This is a genomic window from Spirosoma taeanense, from assembly GCF_013127955.1.
In the GTDB taxonomy this organism is placed as follows: Bacteria; Bacteroidota; Bacteroidia; order Cytophagales; family Spirosomataceae; genus Spirosoma; species Spirosoma taeanense.
Genome location: NZ_CP053435.1, coordinates 5,168,431 through 5,184,636 on the forward strand (window position 1 = coordinate 5,168,431; position 16,206 = coordinate 5,184,636).

Consider the following 16,206-nt stretch of genomic DNA (forward strand, 5'->3'; position numbering starts at 1 on the left):
TATGTATACACGATGTGACAAATATTATAGGCGCTGTTACAAACCTTATAGTTGCCTTTAGCTAGTACCTCTACTTTTGACCATCAACATACTCAACAAACGTAATTCATAAAATCCAACTGTATGCACCGCGTATCCCTTATCTCCACTCCCACCACATTGCCTCATCAGTGGCCCCCGCTTAAATTATATATCAAGGAGACCGGGCGCAGGTCTTTTCCGGTGATGAACCTGGTTTACCTTCAGGCCGAAGCTAACTACAGTTGGCTGAACTGGGCCGATGGCCAGCGGATGCTAATGCCTCGAACACTCAAGTATTATACACCCAAACTACCCGGGGAGTGGTTCATTCGTTTGCACCGGAACTGCATCATTAACCGGTATTATGTTGATCGGTTGGAGCGAGCCGATTCGGGTGGGCTGGTTTATCTGACCACGGGCGAAGTCTTGCCTATCTCTCGTCGTCGGTGGGCAACTGTTCGTCGGCAGCTGGCGAACTCCACGATTAAAGCCCTTACTGCTTAGGTAGCTAACAGGCCAGCTTCGGGACGATTCCTGACTGGCAATCCAAGCTATACTTCATTTCCGTATATAGAGCTGATAATCTTTTCTTTTCGATAATTTTAAAGCCGAACGGTCCTGAGCATACCGTTCGGCTTTTTTATGGTCAAATTGCTGTTTGTAGGGGTATGCTTTTAGTGAACTTCTGGTGCATTTCTAATTGCTGTTAACTTCATGCATCATCTGTCTGGAAGGATCGCCGGGTCGCTGCATTCCATAGTTGAGCTGAATGTACTGCTTCGTTTTAAATCGGTCTTTCACTTTCCGGACGGCCTTTAATACCTGTTGGTTATAGCGTCGTAATGCCTGTCTGTGCCTGATATTACTAACAGCCATTCCAATAAGCATTACGCACAGAGTAAAGACCAGATAGAATAATAGAATGCTCATAGATTTCTTGGTAAGTTCCCAATCTTAGAACAAAGTAAACTCGTTTTAGTATATAAGACAATTTTATGATAAAATTGTTTTTATCTCCGATCAATAAAAAAGCGTACAACCCAATGAGGCTATACGCTTTTCACTAAATTAAATCATTGAAATACAATAGCTTATAAACTATTTATCGATCAGGCCTGATGTATTTACCTATCGAAATTTATCACTGTCTGGCTTAGAAACAGGGCTTATTCATCTCCCTGCTCTTCAAAAATGGCCATCGCCTGATCAACAGTCTCGTCGTCGATGCCATCAACTAACAGTTCGTTATCGTTTTCCACATTGCTGATAACGGTTACCTTCTCCATATCGAGTGTTGGATTAACCAGCAGCAGAGCCGCCCGAAAGCGTTCTTCAATTCTGCGGTTCAGGGCGTCATTCACGCTGTGGGTTAACTCATGGGCCAGTTTAGTTTCCTGATCGTTAGCATCCATAGTTTTGTCTGTAAGTCTGAGTAAAAAGATAACCAAGATACTAGCTTATCAGCTACTGGCGAAGGATATCTGAAAAAAATGATTTTAACAGAATAATTTTTTACACCATTCTCCGGGCTAAAGAGTTAACCCCGCAAACAAGTTCAGTATATACGTCATATGTCTAAGTTACACCAAGCCAGTTCAAGCTATGAAAAAGCCACGTAAAGATCGCTCCGACATAACTATAGGATCGTTCGAGAAGAAGCATAATCTGAAAGAAGGCACTATTCGAAATCCGGATGGTTCGGATTCCCGCTCGGATAAGGAGCTGGGCAACCTGGAAAAGGAGTTTGGTGAAAAGGCGGTGAACAACATGATCGAACTGTCGCCCGAACACGCAGAACTCTTAAATGACATACTTGGCGTGTCGCTTTCGGAAGGCGGTATTATTGACAATGAGGGTCGATACAATTCTGAACAAATCCGACAGGAAGGCAGTGGCGAAGCGAATTAACCGCTTGATAAAATGATTGAAAGCTATTGATTACCGGGCACTTACTTTATTTGACTAAACAAATAAAGCCATGCCTAACACATTGACCGAACAGGATTACAGACAGGCTGCCCAAAGTCTGAATACAGAAGTCGCCGTTATTAAGGCAGTTACCGAAGTTGAATCTAATGGCCGGGGGTTCTTACCCGACGGGCGCATTGTGATTCGTTTTGAACCGCACCTGTTTCACCGGTACACGCAGGGCCAGTTTGATGCGACGCACCCGGATATCAGCTTTCCGCATTTACGGAAGGGCTACCCAACCAGCACCTCACACAGCTGGCAACTGTATGACCGGGCGAAGGTACTCAACCTGAAAGCGGCTCGCATGGCAACCAGTTTTGGGTTGTTTCAGGTGCTTGGATCCAATTGGCCGGATACGGGCAGTAAATCCCTGGCCGAGTTTATTACCCGAATGTCTAAGTCGGAAAATGAACAACTCAACCTGTTCTGCCATTTGATTACAGCCTGGGGACTAGACGATGAGTTGCGCAACCACAAATGGGCTTTCTTCGCGAAGGTGTATAATGGGCCGGGCTTCAAACTGATGAAATACGACGATAAACTGGCAGACGCTTACAAGAAGCACAGCAACTGAACTATGCGAACTGCCTGTTTCTATTATATTTTCTGTGCAACCCTTCTGCATTAACCGCGTCTTTGGTTCAACCCAATAGGGCTTTTCTCATAGGAGTTGAAAAACGCCCGGTTTACTAAGCCGGGCGTTTTTATATATAGGCTATTCATACAACAGGGATTTGACATCAGCACCTATTATCAGATTGCGAATAGACTTGTCCCCGTTACGTTCCCGATTGATCGCAGTTCGGGCAAATCGCTCATCACAATCTACGTGCTTTGCCAAACATCGTAGTCTTTTTAGTCTCTATTTAAAACAACCTCTGACCCATCAAGAGGCAGTTTACGGCAAAGCAAACGCCACGTACCGATCCCCCGACTTCGTTTTGAGTTTGCCCCCTCCGCAGGCAATTACTACGTATTGCTTGCCATTAACGGCATAGGTACTCGGCGAAGCATACCCGGCGGCAGGCAGTTTGGCGCGCCAGAGTTCACGACCCGTCTTACGGTCGAAAGCCCGAATCAGTTCGTCGCGGGAGGAGGCAATAAAGAGCAACCCGCCCGCCGTGACGGCCGGGGCACCATAGTTGTCGGTGCCCGTCGGAGGCAGGCCCTTGGCCACCAGTTCAGGGTACTCGCCCAGCGGGACCTGCCAACGGTGTTCGCCCGTATTCATGTCAATCGCCGTCAGCGTGCCCCAGGGTGGGCGGCTGACGGGATAGCCGGCCCGGTCATACCAACGGGTAAACCCGGTGTGGTGGTAAGGCGCAGTGTTAAGGTTCGCTTTGCTGGCAACGGACGTTGTTTTGCCGAACAGAAAATCCACGATGGCCTTTCGTTCGGCTTCCTTTAGAGAGGTAAAGGCAGGCATCATACCCTGGCCTTTGGCCAGAACCTGAGCCACCGATGCCTCGTTACGTTTTTGGGAAATACTGATCAGGGCAGGATAGCTACCGTCGTGACTTCCTTCGCGGTTCTGGCCGTGGCAGGCGGCACAGTGGGTTTGGTAGAGCTGGCTACCGGTGTGCTCAACGGCCCTGGCTGAACCGGCAGGAGTCGGAACAAGCCCCATAGTGACCGGAATCTGCTTGGCGGGAACGTACATAATGCCGGCTTCGTCCACTGCGGCCCCACCCCACTGCGCGCCACCGTCGGTGCCGGGGAAAAACACGGTCCGGTTAGGGCTTAGGGGAAGAGGAATGAACTCCTTACCCGATTGCCAGCGCCGGAGCTGGGCGAGCACCGTGTCGCGGTCGGTGACAAAGTCGTTAATATCGCTTTCCGAAAACGATTGTCGGGTAAACGGCGCGGGTTTCAACGGAATCGGCTGGGTGGGCCAGGCTTTTTCTCCCGGAACAGTGGAAGCGGGCATGGGTCGTTCCTCAATCGGAAACAGGGGCTTACCCGTGACCCGGTCGAAGACAAACAGGAACCCTTGTTTGGATAAAACCGACACGGCATCTACCTGTTTGCCGTCATGAACGACGGTGAATAAGTTAGGCGGAGCTGGAATATCGCGATCCCAGATGTCGTGGTGGATCGTCTGAAAATGCCAGAGCCGCTTGCCCGTGGCTGCGTCGAGGGCGATAAGGCTATTGCCGAACAGGTTCTGGCCGGGCCGGGTACTGCCGTATAAATCGAAAGCCGCAGTCCCCGTGGGCACGTACACGATGCCGCGCTGCCGGTCGATGGCCATTCCCATCCAATTGTTGGCACCCCCGAAGTTGCGGTAGCCGTCTTTGGGCCAGGTGTCGGCCCCGTACTCGCCGGGGTGTGGAATGGTGTGAAACGTCCAGACGAGCCGCCCCGTGTGCAGGTCGTAGGCACGCACGTCGCCGGGTAGGGCCGGTGCAAGCTCAGACACCCGGTGGCCCATAATGAGCAGGTTTTTATAGACCACGCCTGGCGTGTTGCTCACTACGTACTCGTCGGCTCCGGGACGGGCAAGGCCCTCTTTTAAGTTGATTTTGCCACCATTCCCAAAACCAGTCACCGGTTTGCCCGTTCTGGCATCGAGAGCGTAAAGCAGCGAGCCGTAGGCGAAGAAAATTCGAGCCTCCTTCCCATCGGTCCAGTAGGTAACGCCCCGGCTATTCATGGCGAAGGTATCGTCGGTGAAAGCTGTTTTCCAAAGCTCCTTGCCCGTGGCTGCGTCGAGCGCAAAAGCCTGCGACCCTGCCGAAACGCCGTACAGCACGCCATCGATGATAAGCGGGTTGCATTGAATCTGGGTATTGTTCTTGAGCGTATCGACGCCACCCGACGCATATTCCCAGGCAACCTGTAAGCCCGCTACGTTGCCCGGATTTAGCTGCGTGAGCGGTGAAAAATGGTTGCGATCTGGCCCGCCGTTGTATTCGGGCCAGTCGGTGGTGGCGGGTTTTTCGGTTAGGCTGAGCAGGCCAACCATCAGCAGTAAGGCGGGGTAGGTGAACCGTTTCATAAAAAGGTTAGGAGGAATAGATAAATGTACACAAAGTAGCCGAAAGTTGCGATGACCGCCCGGCTTATGTGGCTCAGGGACAGCAACAATCCTGTTGGTGTTACCTTCTAATGACCCGTACTACCGTCTGAGAGCTTCACCCGACTGGCCCCCTCCTTAATTACGCTGATCGCCATGATCGGGAGCTTCTGTTTGCTTTCTCTGTCGATGCGGACTTTGCCGCTCGGTACTTCCTATACCATGTGAACAAGCATTGGTACGGCGGGGCTTTCATTGTGGGTATTCTCTGGGTAGGGGAAGCGTTTAGCTTTACCTGTCTACTGACCGCGCTCCTGATCGTGATCGGGCTAATTTTGATGAAGCTAACCTCCTCTAACTGATAGCGGGCAGTTATTTATGTAGCTGAATTAATAGCAGAATAGGCGTGCTTATAGCCATCCCGGAGCGTTAGACGCGTCAAATTAACAAAGCAACATACAGGCTTTTGTTTAGTTTGCAGACGCTACCCGTAGGCCTTAGCTCCCATGAGTTGTTAGTCAATTTATTCAATATCAGCCGAATGCTCAAGCATTTTTAAACAGGTTTAAAGGGTTATACCCTACTATAGTATGTTAATAAAAGAAGACAACCTAATAACATACAAAAAGCCCCATATTGCTGTATGGAGCTTTTTGTATGTTATGTTTTATAAAATGGCTTTATCGGTTCGTTGGCTGATTTACATTCTGGACAACGAACTGTCTACTTAGCAGGCCAACTACTGCCTGGTTTTTGTTTAAAATGTTGGCATTTCGTAAAAGATCATTCAGAACATTTGTGATGGTAATATCTCGAATTAAATTATTAAGTGCCGTAATCTCGTTCTTGTTGAGCACATTATTAACGTTTACTACATCCTTAACGTCAACCTTTCCGATATTTACCAAATCCTGAATAGTCAGATTTGATAAGTTAACATTTGCATTAACAAGCCCCTGCTGGAGATTAGTTAAACCCGCGGCTAATTGTTCCGCTGTCGTTGTGCTTTTTAGTTGTGCCTGTGCGCTATTGAAGCTCGCTACAGCCAGTAGCAAAGTAAGTACGACAGCGCTGATTAATTTCCCTGAATGTTTCATAATTGTTGATGTTTAAAATTGACGATATCCCCTATAGAGTATTCTATAGAAGTAAGACTATCAACAGAATATCAGTTAGAATGTTTAAAAATTGGCTATTTGTAAAGAGCTGTAAATTCTTGACATTGAACGCTTATTTAATGTATTACCCATTGTTATTAAAAATTTTTCTTATTCAAAAGCATATAAAACTAATAATTTCATAGTACATTAAATAATGTATATAACAGAGCTTAATTGAGCGCTTTTGCTTGCTATTTTGCGTATTCAGCAATCTCTACGCTTTGTTCCGATAATCGTTTGTTTAATTTTTAATTTACTTCGCTTTCCTTTCCCTACTTTACGGACGCTAATCTGGCCGATGCAGTTACAACTAAAGCGTAAAAAACCAAGTAAAACTAGTGTCGTCAGCTATTTAAATAATATACTCATTCTGTAAATCTGGTTTTTTCTATCATAAACTTTATGTGATAACTAATAACCCTAGGTGTACACTCCTGTCCTACCCAAACCAGCTGAATATCAGTTTTTTGTCAATGGATCTTCAGACAACTGCCCGGAACTGCTTAAACCTATTCTTGAGATGAAAGCCCAGATTGAAGTCATTTGGGACAAAAAACGGTATCTGGAGCGTAACCGGTTTTGCCCGAAACGTCGACCGTTGATGCTGAGGAGCCAGCCACCTTCGCCACCGCTGTCTTGGAGTATGCGGGGCGTTATGAGCTGGCTTACCACAACTGGCGGTTGATTGATATGCGCTCGAAGCTAAACGCAAACTGGGCGGTCACAAGGCCAAGTCCGGCAAGCGAAATGAATGGGAGCTGGAGCTGACCAAAGCTGAACTGGCGATTCAGGAAATTGACGTAAGGTTGAGTTAGAAGCGCGCAAATCGCTAAAAATCAGCATATTGACGATGATCCAAAAAGATTAAATGCCTTAGGTTATGCCAAGACTACTTAACGCACAGACCTTACAGGATTTGGGGTTTAACTGGGAAGACAGCATGGATGGGGCAGTGTCAATCTGGACACGGGACGGCTGGGTGGTTGAGCAACGCACCAGAGCGAAAGATGGTGGGCCGGATGAATTTTATTTTTTGCCCGAAGGGGGAATCAAGTTTCAGGTCGTTACGGTCAAATACCTCAACTACATGCTGGGTCGTGGCTGAATTGCGTTGAAATGGTATCTTTGTTGATGGTCTTAGAAGCGGTTATTTGCAAACATTGCGGTCAAACTCAACAAGTCAAACGCTATGGCTCTACTCGGGCTGGCACTCAACGCTACCGATGCTACGACTGCGGTCGAACATTTGTGCAGATTTATACCCACAAAGCCCGTGATCCATTGGTTAAAGAGCAAATTACCCAAATGGTGCTGAATGGATCGGGCGTGCGCGATACGGCTCGTGTCCTGGGTGTTAACCGCAATACAGTTAGCAACCAATTTAAAAAAAAGCAGTGAGGTTGTTTATGTCAATCCTGTTTATGTCAATAAAGGCTTGAAAATCACGCTTAAAGTTGACGAAATGTGGGCTTACGTACGTAATAAGAAGCAGCCGCGCTGGCTATGGTGGGTAGAGGATGCCGTGACCGGCGAGGTGGTTGCTTTTGTTTTTGGTCGTCGTACTCACCAAACCTTCCGTCACTTACTAGCTCTATTAGAGCAAGCTAGAATTCAGGTAATTAGGTGGATAACAGACTGCTGGTGGGCATACTTTGATTGTTTGGATCAAAGACTGCGTTTGGAAAGCAAAGCTTTATTGCAGAGTCTTGAACGAAAGCATCTTACTCTTCGGACCCGGCTAAAACGCCTGGCCCGCCGAACGATCTGCTTTTCCAAGTCAGTTACTATACATGATACGATAATCGGTCTATTCATCAACCAATTTTTCTTTGCCGATAAACGCAATTAAGCCACTACCGAACTAAACAAAAATTCCCTGGGCTAAATAGTCCAGGGAATTTTCAATAAAAGCCCAAACTGTGTGTAATTAGGTGTGTTAGTTAATCGATGCCTTCGGCCTTTTTCTTCTTATCTTTAGCGACGGCTTTTAATTCTTTAGCGTCCCTTTTCATAACTTTCTTTTCAGCCTTTTCCATTTTCCGGTCTGCTTTAGCCATCCTGGTTTTTGGGTCTGAAATACCGTTTATTTCAAGCCCTTTGTGCGTTCTGGCTTCCATGCGATGTTCCTTAGCCTTGGCTATTTTCTTTTCGGCCTTCATCTCTTTTTTGGCGGCCTTTGCCTCCTGAACGGCCTGAGCGAATCCCGATTGCGCCACCGATAACAGCGCAAAAACGGAAGCGAGCATGAGTACTTTTTTCATAACGTTTTAGTGAGTTTGTGTGCTTTTAAGGTAGTGTAGTGAAGTTAATAATGGACAAGCGTAATGCAGAATTGAACTTGAGTGGTCAAAATTTGTTCAGAAAGTTTCACCTAAATTTTACCCTATAAAATCTGTAGGTAAATAGCAATTTATTCAAATGCTGGGGCGCATAAATTCCCAAAACAAGCTGTGTTTCAGGTGTAAACTTTGGTTCAGAAGATGAAACACTTAGACTAAAAACGTCTTTTATCGTTTTGACGACAACGGGTGGTTTTGTAGCTTATAACTCATGACCCCATGCAAAACAGGCTGCAGTTTTCTGGCCAAGTTATCCATAAATAAAAACCCTTCGTTTTGTGGGGCAGTACTCCCCTTCCGGTATTCGACGGGAGTCCCATTAGGCTCAGCCAATGAACTGGTTTGAACAATGTATGAGCTATTTCGCAGCCAACCGGTGAGCATGGCCAGCCCGGAATTAATATAGAGCTTACCTTCAAACACAGCACCTTTATTGCTGCCAGCAAAGACGTTTTCGGGTGCGCGGATGATTAAGAAATCATTGTCGCCTGTATAGGCAACGCCCTGTTCGGTTAAGACTTCAGCAACGGCAAGGTAGGCTTCTTTATCGGCCAGATCGGTAGTAATCAGAATGGTATTAGCTCCTTTAAAAGGAAGCTGCTGGCTACGAGAACTGGTCGCAACCAGACAAAACAAGCAGGCTAGCCAGCAGCAGAACGGTTTAAGCCGGGAAGATTTCATCAGGCTACTTTACGTTTAAAGAACTCGATTCCGGCATAGGTATAAACCAGAAGAGTCATTGTTTCGACGACGGCCTCGGTGGTGTTTTCGGTATAAACACCGCTGTAGAAGTCCTGCACCCAATTGATAAGGGCCAGGCAGTATAAAGCCATAGCCATCAGGCTAGTGACAACAATTACCAGAATTAGCACAGCCTGTCGCATATCGTGTAAAAAGTGAATGATGGTGCTTAAAATCGTACAAGTATATTGCCAGATAAGACAATATTTGGTTACTGAGAACGGGCTTTCATTTACTTACATATGAAAAAATTCCTAAAAATTTACTAGGAGGTCTTATTCCGATACCTCTATACGTTGATGAGTGCCATAGACTAGTTAACCGCCGGTTTTTATAGCAAAAAAGCAGTGAGGAAAGTTTTCCACGAGGCTGTGGAGGCCGTGAGGCAGGTAAGACAGGAATGCCCCACTCTTAAGTTAATCTACAGATTTTTAGGGATTTATGGTAACAAATTTGGCTATCAATGAGGCTCTGCATCTATAAACAGAAAAGCACTTACGAGGTCAATCGTAAGTGCCTGACGGTGAACACGGAATCCTGGAGCGGAAAACGGGTCTCGAACCCGCGACCTGCAGCTTGGGAAGCTGCCGCTCTACCAACTGAGCTACTTCCGCTTTATGCCCTTTAGGCAAAGTTGAAGGAATCCGCCGAAAATGTCAAGGGTTTGATTGACATAGTTTGCAGTTTTTGAAATGTGGTTCGTAGTTTACGCTCGCAACAAACCCTCACTCTCCAGTCTACTGTCCAATGACTACGCCCGACCACAAGCCTTTCATCCCGGCAACTGAATCACCCGCTGAGTTTACGCTGAAAGCCATCATCACCGGGGCGGTGTTCGGTGTGCTGTTTGGTGCCGCTACGGTTTATCTGTCGCTGAAAGCGGGCTTGTCGGTGTCGGCGTCAATTCCGATTGCCGTACTGGCTATTTCGCTGGGCAGGCGGTTTCTCAACACAACCATCCTGGAAAACAACATTATCCAGACCACCGGATCGGCGGGCGAAAGTATCGCATCGGGCGTGGTCTTTACCATGCCGGGATTTTTGTTTCTGACCAACGGCTCGGGGGCCGAATTCTTTAACTACTGGACGATTCTCACCTTGGCCATTCTGGGCGGACTGGTCGGTACGCTCATGATGATTCCCCTGCGCCGGTCGCTCATTGTGCAGGAACACGGGACACTCCCCTATCCGGAAGGCACGGCCTGCGCATCGGTACTGATTGCCGGCGAAAAAGGGGGTGACTTCGCCAAAACGGCTTATCAGGGCTTAGGCGTAGCGTTGCTTTACGCCCTGCTGCAAAAGGTTCTGCACGTTATTGCCGAGGTACCCGTCTGGGCTACGCGACAGGCCAACCGTTATTTTCCGTCGGCGCAGGTGGCCGGTGAGATTACGCCGGAGTATCTGGGTGTCGGCTACATCATTGGGTTTCGGATTTCGGCGGTATTGGTCGGTGGGGGCATTCTGGCGTGGCTGGGTCTGATTCCTCTGCTGGCGTCGGTGGTGCCGGGCGATACCATTGCGTTGCAGCTTCAGAAACTGGGTTATCTTGACAACCTGCAAACGGCGGGCGGACCGGGCGGCTGGAATCCGCAGACGCACACGTTTGCCGATACGGCCGCGGCCATTTATCGGGCTTATATCCGGCAGATTGGCGCGGGTGCCGTTACGGCCGGGGGATTTATGACGCTCATCAAAACCATCCCAACCATTGTTTCGTCGTTCCGGCAAAGCTTTAGCCGCTCATCGATCAATGCCATTGAAACCGAAGATCAACTAAGTGGCACCAGCCAGACGCTTCGGACGGAACAGGATCTGAGCGTAAAAATTGTCATTCTCGGCAGCATTGTTCTGGTGGGCTTAATGGTGCTGCTACCGCAGATTCCCGGCGACTCACTGTTAACCAAGCTGCTTATTGCAGTACTGGTCATTGTGTTTGGCTTCTTCTTCGTTACGGTAGCCAGCCGGATCGTAGGGCTCATCGGTTCCAGTTCGTCGCCGGTATCGGGTATGACCATCGCCACGATCATGGGAACAGCCCTGGTGTTTATTGGCTTCGGCCTGACAGGCAGAACGTATGAGCCGGCTGTACTGGTTGTGGGCAGCATGATCTGCGTGGCGGCTGCCAACGCGGGCGCTACCTCACAGGATCTTAAGACCGGCTACCTCGTCGGCGCGACGCCCCGCTACCAGCAGATGGCCCTGTTCATTGGCGTTATTGTTTCATCGCTGGTGATTGGTGCTACCGTAAAGATTCTGGATACGCCCACGCCCGATCTGCTCGCCCAGGGAATTACGCACGCCATCGGCTCCGACAAGTTTCCGGCTCCGCAGGGGACGCTCATGGCTACGTTAATTAAAGGTTTACTGTCGTTCAACCTCGACTGGCAGTTTGTTCTGGTCGGTGCCTTTATAGCCTTCGTGTTCGAGCTGGTGGGCGTTAGTGCGCTTGCGTTTGCCGTCGGGTTGTATCTGCCCCTTTCGACAACCCTGCCCATATTCGCTGGTGGGTTAGTGAAAGCCCTTGTAGACTGGCGAGGCAAACGGAAAGGTATTGTTGAAGAAGACGCTGATCTTGGTAAAGGCAATCTGTTTGCAACGGGTCTCGTGGCGGGTGGTGCACTGGCGGGTGTAGCAGTGGCCCTGCTTTCGGTGAATGAGTCGATCTATAACGGCCTGACGGCACTGACACTAGAACCGACGCTGGCTGAAGCGCTGGGCGAGGGCGGCTATATGCTGCTTGGGGCACTGGCGTTTGCCGGACTGGCTGGTCTGTTGTGGCGCGTAGCAACCTCACGATCATTCTAAAGCTCAGGTAATCGTAAGCAGGTTAGCCAATAATTGGGCGACCCAATTCAACGTATGCCTCTACCTGGACTTTGAGTCATGGTCTGTTGAACCATGTGCAGAAGCAACACCTTTCAGGCAGGTAAGTAAACCAAGAACGTAGCGCCTTCGCCAGGACGCCCTTCACCCGTAATGTACCCCCCATGGTTTTCAACCATCCGCCTGCAGATGGCGAGACCAACGCCCGTTCCTTCATACTGGCTACGGTTATGCAGCCGCTGGAAAACGCCAAAAATGCGCTCTTTATACTGAGGGTCAAAGCCAATACCGTTATCGCTGACCCGAATTTCGTAATACATTCGTTTCGAAGTAGTCAGCACCGGGGGCAGTTCGGCACCACTCACCTGCCGGCTCGAAATCGTCACGACTGGCGGTGTATCGGTCTTTCGGAACTTCAGGGCATTGGCCAGCAGGTTTTGAAACAGTTGCCGAAGCTGTGACTGGTCGCCGGTGAGTTTGGGTAGCGGACCAACGTCTACTCTGGCCCCGGTTTGCTCCAGGGTTAACTCCAGATCATCCAGCACATCATTTACGAGATCAGCCAATGAAACGGGGCCGAACGGCTCCTGCATTATTGACAGGCGGGAATAAGTCAGCAGATCCCGGATCAGCACCGACATCCGGCCGGCTGCGTTCTGCATCCGGCTGATGAGATTACGCCCGTTCTCGTCCAGACTTGGTCCGTACTGACTTACGACAAGATCGCCGAATGCCTGAATTTTACGTAATGGCTCCTGGAGGTCATGGCTGGCGACGTAAGCAAACTGTTGCAGATTATCGTTCGACCGACGCAACTCGGCGTTTAGTCCTTCGAGTTGTTCCTGATACAGGTGACTCTGGCTGATGTCGACGAAGGCGCTGACAAAGCCATCGTCAAACTTAACCAAAGACACCTGGAACCAGCGGTTTCTCAGAAACCGCTCAAACTGCATCGGCTGGCCCGTCTGCACTACCGTTACGTAGTGATTAAATACTTCGCTATTCGGCAAATCGGGGTTGATTTCGGTGGCTGTCCGGGCGAGTACTTCGTCGACCGATAGACTCACGATGTCGGCAGCGGCCTGATTAGCCAGCCGGAATCGGAAATCAACGATAAGGCCAGCGTCATTGCGGATAGCCTCATAATGAGCAAAAGCTACCGGCGAAACGGCCAAAAGGCTGGTCAGCAGATCGGCATGGCGCTGTTTGTCCAGTTCAGCCTGCTTGATAGACGTAATGTCAATGTAGGACTGGATAAACCCATCGTGCCACTTCACCGCCTGCGTATCAAACCAGAAGTCAAAGCCATCTTCGGCGAAATAGTCCTGGAAGCGAACAGAGCCACCGGTTTCCATAAGTTTCACCCACCGGTCAAACACACCGCTTGTCTGAACGCCCGGAAACAGCTCCAGCATTCGATGACCAATGATCTCTTCGGCCTTTCGGCCCGTCATCAACTCAGAAGTTTGATTAAATGATTTATAGACAAAATCAACAATCTGCCCTTTCTCGTCGCGAATGGCCTCGAACAGCGAAATGGCCGTCAGGGCGTTGTCCAGAATCTGACGAAATTCGTCGGCCTGCTGTTGCTGCTCAGCCTGCGCTGTTTTAAGCTCGGTTATATCCAGAAAGGACAACACGATATAGTCATCCCGGCGCACGCCCTGCACTTCGTACCACAGATCATAGCCGTCGTACGTATAATGATTCTGGTAGCGCAGCGGAACGCCCGACTCGGCCAGTTCCTGATACCGCATCCAGACTCCACTGGCCTGAATACCCGGAAATACATCCAGCATTGTTCGCCCAACCAGATCGGTGGCTTTCCGGCCGGTCATCCGTTCCGCCATCTGATTCAGCAATTCATAGCGCAGATCAACAACCCGCCCCGTAAGCGGGTCCCGAAGAATTGAATACAGACTGATGGCTGTCAGGGCGCTGTTCATAACAAACTGCAGCTGATCGGCCTGTTTCTGCTGCTGGGCTTCGTTTTGTTTGCGGCTGGTGATGTCAACAAAGGAAAGGACAACTCCTTCGCCCAGTGGTTTGCTGGTGTATAGATACCAGTTCTGGTAGCCATCCGCCTGATAATGAAACTCAAATTCCTGCGGCTGGCCAGTTTCAACTACCTGAGCGTACTGGTCAAATAAACCAATTTCCTTAACCGACGGAAACAACTCGGTCATAATGTGTCCCAGAACCTGATCAGCGGAGCGCCTGACCAGGTCATACATAGCCTGATTTGCCAATCGGCACACGAAATCCGTTACCCGGCCGTTATCCCGGACTGTTTCCCAGTAAGCGATAACACTGTTGGAAACATCGATCATGCTTTGCAGCATGTGGGCAGTGGCGTCTGGGCGGGTTGTGTTCGGGCTAACGGCTATGTTCTGTTCAGACATTGATTAATAGATTGGTACTGACTATAACACAAAAATATCACCAATCTAACGGATTAATCCCGTCCGCCTTTACGTCCGCCGGTTTCAGATTACTAAAAATGGAAACTAGCAACTGTGGTATAGAACATATAAGTTGCCAGTCTTCTGCCTTACTTATCAAACCCATGGTTGCTTTCTGCGCTTATATAGTATAACCCTCAGATAAAACGCTATGAAAATCGGTGATAAACTATTGAAAGTTCTGAATAAGACCTACGAACCTTCCACAATGGTAACGCGTAAGTTTGGTCGCTACGATCTGGCGATGAAAACGGATGAAGCCGGCAACCCGATTCTGTTATTTATTGGTCAGGCGGATGAACAGGGTATGATTAAAGGCGATCAGTTCACGCGTCGGCTCATCAAAGACGAGAACGGCGTTACGCTAAAAGACCATTGGGATTATAAGGGAAAGGTCTAGGATAGGCCGTAGGCTATGCACCCGTAAGTGCCCGCAGCGCAAGGGCGTTCCGGACGGCATGACCGCCAATATCATTGTTGAAATAGACATACACATCTTTTCCGCTGGCTGCCCAGGCGCGTAGGTGTCCTGCCCACTCGTTCAGTTCACCTTCAGAATAAGCGCCGTGATATAAAGGCTGGTGTTCGGGACCGTGGAGCCGTACATAGACCAAAGAAGCCGAGGTTCGCAGAATACAGGGCAGACCTGCTCCGCTCATGATGCAGTATGCCGCATTCTGTTCTTCGAGCAGATTGAAAATAGCTTCTGTGTGCCATGTCGCGTGCCGAAACTCGACCGCAACCCGAATCCAGCGGGGAAGCCGGTCCAGAAAATAAGCCAACCGATTGTAGTTGCAGGCGAACCGGGGCGACAACTGCACCAGTAGAATAGCCTGTTTATCGGCTAAAGCGCTCCAGCCTTCCTCAATCCGCTCGATCCAGGGCTCTGGCTCTTTCAGGTTTTTGACGTAGGTGAGCCAGCGGGGCGCTTTAGCACTCAGCAGGAACCCTTCGGGCAGTTTGGCCTGCCAACCCGCAAACGTTTCGGGCTTGGGCCAGCGGTAGAAGCTGCTGTTCAGTTCAACCGTCTGAAACTGCTGCAGGTAGTAGCCGAGCCGTTTACCCGTTGCTGTTTTAGGCGGGTACAACACGCCCTGCCAGTGGTCATAACTCCAGCCTGATGTCCCGATGTGAATACCCATTTTACGTAATTGCCGTCTGTGGAATTCGAACCAATCGGGTGGCTTTTTCCCGATTGCTGACGTTTACTTACAATTGACCTTTGTCAGCGTGTACTGATACCCTTCGTCAGGATTCTTCAGGACCCATTTGCCCTCCTGTTCAACCCGTTCCCCTTCGTGCCAGCTAATAGTATCTCCCCGGAGCGTAAAGACAAGCTCATAAGGCTGCGTAACGCCCTCCCCCGACCGTTTCCAGTCGGCCTGAATCTGATTATTGCTTAGCGTACCACGGATGGGACCGCCTGCCCGGTCTTTTTCGTACGGCCGAACGGCCAGCTCACCCGTTACGTTCGAGCCGTTAATGACCAGCCGGAGGAAAGTTGTATCGCGCCCTACAACCTGCCGAAAACAATATTTTCCAGATGGCGCTACGCTCGGGCGAGTTCCTGCCGTATCCGTTGTGGTGGCTGGAGCTTCCGGCCGGGTAGATCGACTACCGCAATTACTAAATAAACCTGTCAGAACCAGAAAGGTCAGAATGCACCGCATACG

At 49.4% G+C, this 16,206-nt stretch carries 20 protein-coding genes and 1 tRNA gene; 10 read left to right on the top strand and 11 right to left on the bottom strand.

The genetic code is table 11. The annotated features are described in order from the left end of the window. Nucleotides 1-123 precede the first annotated feature (123 nt). Complete coding sequence (locus tag HNV11_RS21375; RefSeq protein WP_171741605.1) at nt 124-525, top strand: LytR/AlgR family response regulator transcription factor; 402 nt, start codon at nt 124-126, stop codon at nt 523-525. A gap of 192 nt (nt 526-717) precedes the next feature. On the opposite strand, the gene HNV11_RS21380 is transcribed toward HNV11_RS21375, so the two are convergent. Next, entirely contained in the window at nt 718-951 is a 234-nt protein-coding gene (locus HNV11_RS21380; protein WP_171741606.1) for a hypothetical protein, read from the bottom strand. 236 nt (nt 952-1,187) lie between these two features. Beyond that, complete coding sequence (locus HNV11_RS21385; protein WP_171741607.1) at nt 1,188-1,433, bottom strand: hypothetical protein; 246 nt, start codon at nt 1,431-1,433, stop codon at nt 1,188-1,190. A 190-nt stretch (nt 1,434-1,623) separates the two neighbouring features. On the opposite strand from HNV11_RS21385, the gene HNV11_RS21390 reads away from it, so the two are divergent. Then, nucleotides 1,624-1,929, top strand: coding sequence for a hypothetical protein (locus tag HNV11_RS21390; RefSeq protein ID WP_171737708.1), 306 nt, complete (start codon nt 1,624-1,626; stop codon nt 1,927-1,929). A gap of 70 nt (nt 1,930-1,999) precedes the next feature. Continuing rightward, a complete protein-coding gene (locus HNV11_RS21395) occupies nt 2,000-2,566 on the top strand; it encodes an N-acetylmuramidase family protein (protein ID WP_171741608.1) in 567 nt (188 codons plus the stop codon). A gap of 324 nt (nt 2,567-2,890) precedes the next feature. Here HNV11_RS21395 and HNV11_RS21400 read toward each other — a convergent pair whose 3' ends face one another. Continuing rightward, nucleotides 2,891-4,990 carry an outer membrane protein assembly factor BamB family protein gene (locus HNV11_RS21400; RefSeq protein ID WP_171741609.1) on the bottom strand — a complete coding sequence of 700 codons (2,100 nt, stop codon included), beginning with the start codon at nt 4,988-4,990 and terminating at the stop codon, nt 2,891-2,893. Between the two features lie 174 nt (nt 4,991-5,164). Between HNV11_RS21400 and HNV11_RS24255 the strand changes: the two genes are divergently transcribed. After that, nucleotides 5,165-5,236: a DMT family transporter gene (locus HNV11_RS24255; protein ID WP_394353891.1), complete on the top strand. Its 72-nt coding sequence runs from the start codon at nt 5,165-5,167 to the stop codon at nt 5,234-5,236. 452 nt (nt 5,237-5,688) lie between these two features. Here the strand turns inward: HNV11_RS24255 and HNV11_RS21410 are convergent, their stop codons facing one another. Continuing rightward, nucleotides 5,689-6,105: a hypothetical protein gene (locus HNV11_RS21410; RefSeq protein ID WP_171741610.1), complete on the bottom strand. Its 417-nt coding sequence runs from the start codon at nt 6,103-6,105 to the stop codon at nt 5,689-5,691. Between the two features lie 642 nt (nt 6,106-6,747). On the opposite strand from HNV11_RS21410, the gene HNV11_RS21415 reads away from it, so the two are divergent. From HNV11_RS21415 to HNV11_RS21425, 4 genes are all read left to right on the top strand, one after another. Then, nucleotides 6,748-6,936 carry a hypothetical protein gene (locus HNV11_RS21415; RefSeq protein WP_171741611.1) on the top strand — a complete coding sequence of 63 codons (189 nt, stop codon included), beginning with the start codon at nt 6,748-6,750 and terminating at the stop codon, nt 6,934-6,936. Nucleotides 6,937-7,048: 112 nt separating this feature from the next. Beyond that, a complete protein-coding gene (locus tag HNV11_RS21420) occupies nt 7,049-7,273 on the top strand; it encodes a hypothetical protein (RefSeq protein WP_171741612.1) in 225 nt (74 codons plus the stop codon). A 26-nt stretch (nt 7,274-7,299) separates the two neighbouring features. After that, complete coding sequence (locus HNV11_RS24260) at nt 7,300-7,566, top strand: IS1-like element transposase (protein WP_394353889.1); 267 nt, start codon at nt 7,300-7,302, stop codon at nt 7,564-7,566. Then, nucleotides 7,511-8,017 (top strand): IS1 family transposase, encoded by a 507-nt coding sequence (locus tag HNV11_RS21425; RefSeq protein ID WP_171737925.1) that lies wholly within the window; start codon nt 7,511-7,513, stop codon nt 8,015-8,017. The genes HNV11_RS24260 and HNV11_RS21425 overlap by 56 nt, the downstream gene beginning before the upstream one ends. 91 nt (nt 8,018-8,108) lie before the next feature. Here the strand turns inward: HNV11_RS21425 and HNV11_RS21430 are convergent, their stop codons facing one another. From HNV11_RS21430 to HNV11_RS21445, 4 genes are all read right to left on the bottom strand, one after another. Continuing rightward, the gene (locus HNV11_RS21430) at nt 8,109-8,429 is read right to left on the bottom strand and encodes a hypothetical protein (RefSeq protein ID WP_171741613.1); all 321 of its coding nucleotides are present in this window, start codon (nt 8,427-8,429) and stop codon (nt 8,109-8,111) included. A 246-nt stretch (nt 8,430-8,675) separates the two neighbouring features. Next, nucleotides 8,676-9,188 carry a hypothetical protein gene (locus tag HNV11_RS21435; RefSeq protein WP_171741614.1) on the bottom strand — a complete coding sequence of 171 codons (513 nt, stop codon included), beginning with the start codon at nt 9,186-9,188 and terminating at the stop codon, nt 8,676-8,678. After that, nucleotides 9,188-9,391, bottom strand: coding sequence for a hypothetical protein (locus HNV11_RS21440; RefSeq protein ID WP_171741615.1), 204 nt, complete (start codon nt 9,389-9,391; stop codon nt 9,188-9,190). The genes HNV11_RS21435 and HNV11_RS21440 overlap by 1 nt, the downstream gene beginning before the upstream one ends. A 395-nt stretch (nt 9,392-9,786) precedes the next feature. Next, nucleotides 9,787-9,862, bottom strand: a tRNA-Gly gene (locus HNV11_RS21445). A 133-nt stretch (nt 9,863-9,995) separates the two neighbouring features. Here HNV11_RS21445 and HNV11_RS21450 point away from each other — a divergent pair. Next, nucleotides 9,996-12,053, top strand: coding sequence for an OPT family oligopeptide transporter (locus HNV11_RS21450; protein ID WP_171741616.1), 2,058 nt, complete (start codon nt 9,996-9,998; stop codon nt 12,051-12,053). Nucleotides 12,054-12,166: 113 nt separating this feature from the next. On the opposite strand, the gene HNV11_RS21455 is transcribed toward HNV11_RS21450, so the two are convergent. Continuing rightward, complete coding sequence (locus tag HNV11_RS21455; RefSeq protein ID WP_171741617.1) at nt 12,167-14,473, bottom strand: PAS domain-containing sensor histidine kinase; 2,307 nt, start codon at nt 14,471-14,473, stop codon at nt 12,167-12,169. A 268-nt stretch (nt 14,474-14,741) separates the two neighbouring features. Here HNV11_RS21455 and HNV11_RS21460 point away from each other — a divergent pair, with 268 nt between their 5' ends. Then, the gene (locus HNV11_RS21460) at nt 14,742-14,933 is read left to right on the top strand and encodes a hypothetical protein (RefSeq protein ID WP_240163626.1); all 192 of its coding nucleotides are present in this window, start codon (nt 14,742-14,744) and stop codon (nt 14,931-14,933) included. Between the two features lie 13 nt (nt 14,934-14,946). On the opposite strand, the gene HNV11_RS21465 is transcribed toward HNV11_RS21460, so the two are convergent. Both HNV11_RS21465 and HNV11_RS21470 read right to left on the bottom strand, forming a co-directional pair. Then, the gene (locus HNV11_RS21465; RefSeq protein ID WP_171741619.1) at nt 14,947-15,675 is read right to left on the bottom strand and encodes a DUF72 domain-containing protein; all 729 of its coding nucleotides are present in this window, start codon (nt 15,673-15,675) and stop codon (nt 14,947-14,949) included. Between the two features lie 63 nt (nt 15,676-15,738). Next, entirely contained in the window at nt 15,739-16,203 is a 465-nt protein-coding gene (locus HNV11_RS21470; RefSeq protein ID WP_171741620.1) for a hypothetical protein, read from the bottom strand. Between the last annotated feature and the right edge of the window lie 3 nt (nt 16,204-16,206).

Coding starts and splice junctions, on each gene's coding strand:
- HNV11_RS21410 (WP_171741610.1), bottom strand. CDS start 6,105: ATGAAACATTCAGGGAAATTAATCAGCGCTGTCGTACTTACTTTGCTA.
- HNV11_RS21420 (WP_171741612.1), top strand. CDS start 7,049: ATGCCAAGACTACTTAACGCACAGACCTTACAGGATTTGGGGTTTAAC.
- HNV11_RS21430 (WP_171741613.1), bottom strand. CDS start 8,429: ATGAAAAAAGTACTCATGCTCGCTTCCGTTTTTGCGCTGTTATCGGTG.
- HNV11_RS21435 (WP_171741614.1), bottom strand. CDS start 9,188: ATGAAATCTTCCCGGCTTAAACCGTTCTGCTGCTGGCTAGCCTGCTTG.
- HNV11_RS21390 (WP_171737708.1), top strand. CDS start 1,624: ATGAAAAAGCCACGTAAAGATCGCTCCGACATAACTATAGGATCGTTC.
- HNV11_RS21375 (WP_171741605.1), top strand. CDS start 124: ATGCACCGCGTATCCCTTATCTCCACTCCCACCACATTGCCTCATCAG.
- HNV11_RS21470 (WP_171741620.1), bottom strand. CDS start 16,203: ATGCGGTGCATTCTGACCTTTCTGGTTCTGACAGGTTTATTTAGTAAT.
- HNV11_RS21465 (WP_171741619.1), bottom strand. CDS start 15,675: ATGGGTATTCACATCGGGACATCAGGCTGGAGTTATGACCACTGGCAG.
- HNV11_RS21440 (WP_171741615.1), bottom strand. CDS start 9,391: ATGCGACAGGCTGTGCTAATTCTGGTAATTGTTGTCACTAGCCTGATG.
- HNV11_RS21385 (WP_171741607.1), bottom strand. CDS start 1,433: ATGGATGCTAACGATCAGGAAACTAAACTGGCCCATGAGTTAACCCAC.
- HNV11_RS21395 (WP_171741608.1), top strand. CDS start 2,000: ATGCCTAACACATTGACCGAACAGGATTACAGACAGGCTGCCCAAAGT.
- HNV11_RS21450 (WP_171741616.1), top strand. CDS start 9,996: ATGACTACGCCCGACCACAAGCCTTTCATCCCGGCAACTGAATCACCC.
- HNV11_RS24260 (WP_394353889.1), top strand. CDS start 7,300: ATGGTCTTAGAAGCGGTTATTTGCAAACATTGCGGTCAAACTCAACAA.
- HNV11_RS21380 (WP_171741606.1), bottom strand. CDS start 951: ATGAGCATTCTATTATTCTATCTGGTCTTTACTCTGTGCGTAATGCTT.
- HNV11_RS21460 (WP_240163626.1), top strand. CDS start 14,742: ATGGTAACGCGTAAGTTTGGTCGCTACGATCTGGCGATGAAAACGGAT.
- HNV11_RS21455 (WP_171741617.1), bottom strand. CDS start 14,473: ATGTCTGAACAGAACATAGCCGTTAGCCCGAACACAACCCGCCCAGAC.
- HNV11_RS21400 (WP_171741609.1), bottom strand. CDS start 4,990: ATGAAACGGTTCACCTACCCCGCCTTACTGCTGATGGTTGGCCTGCTC.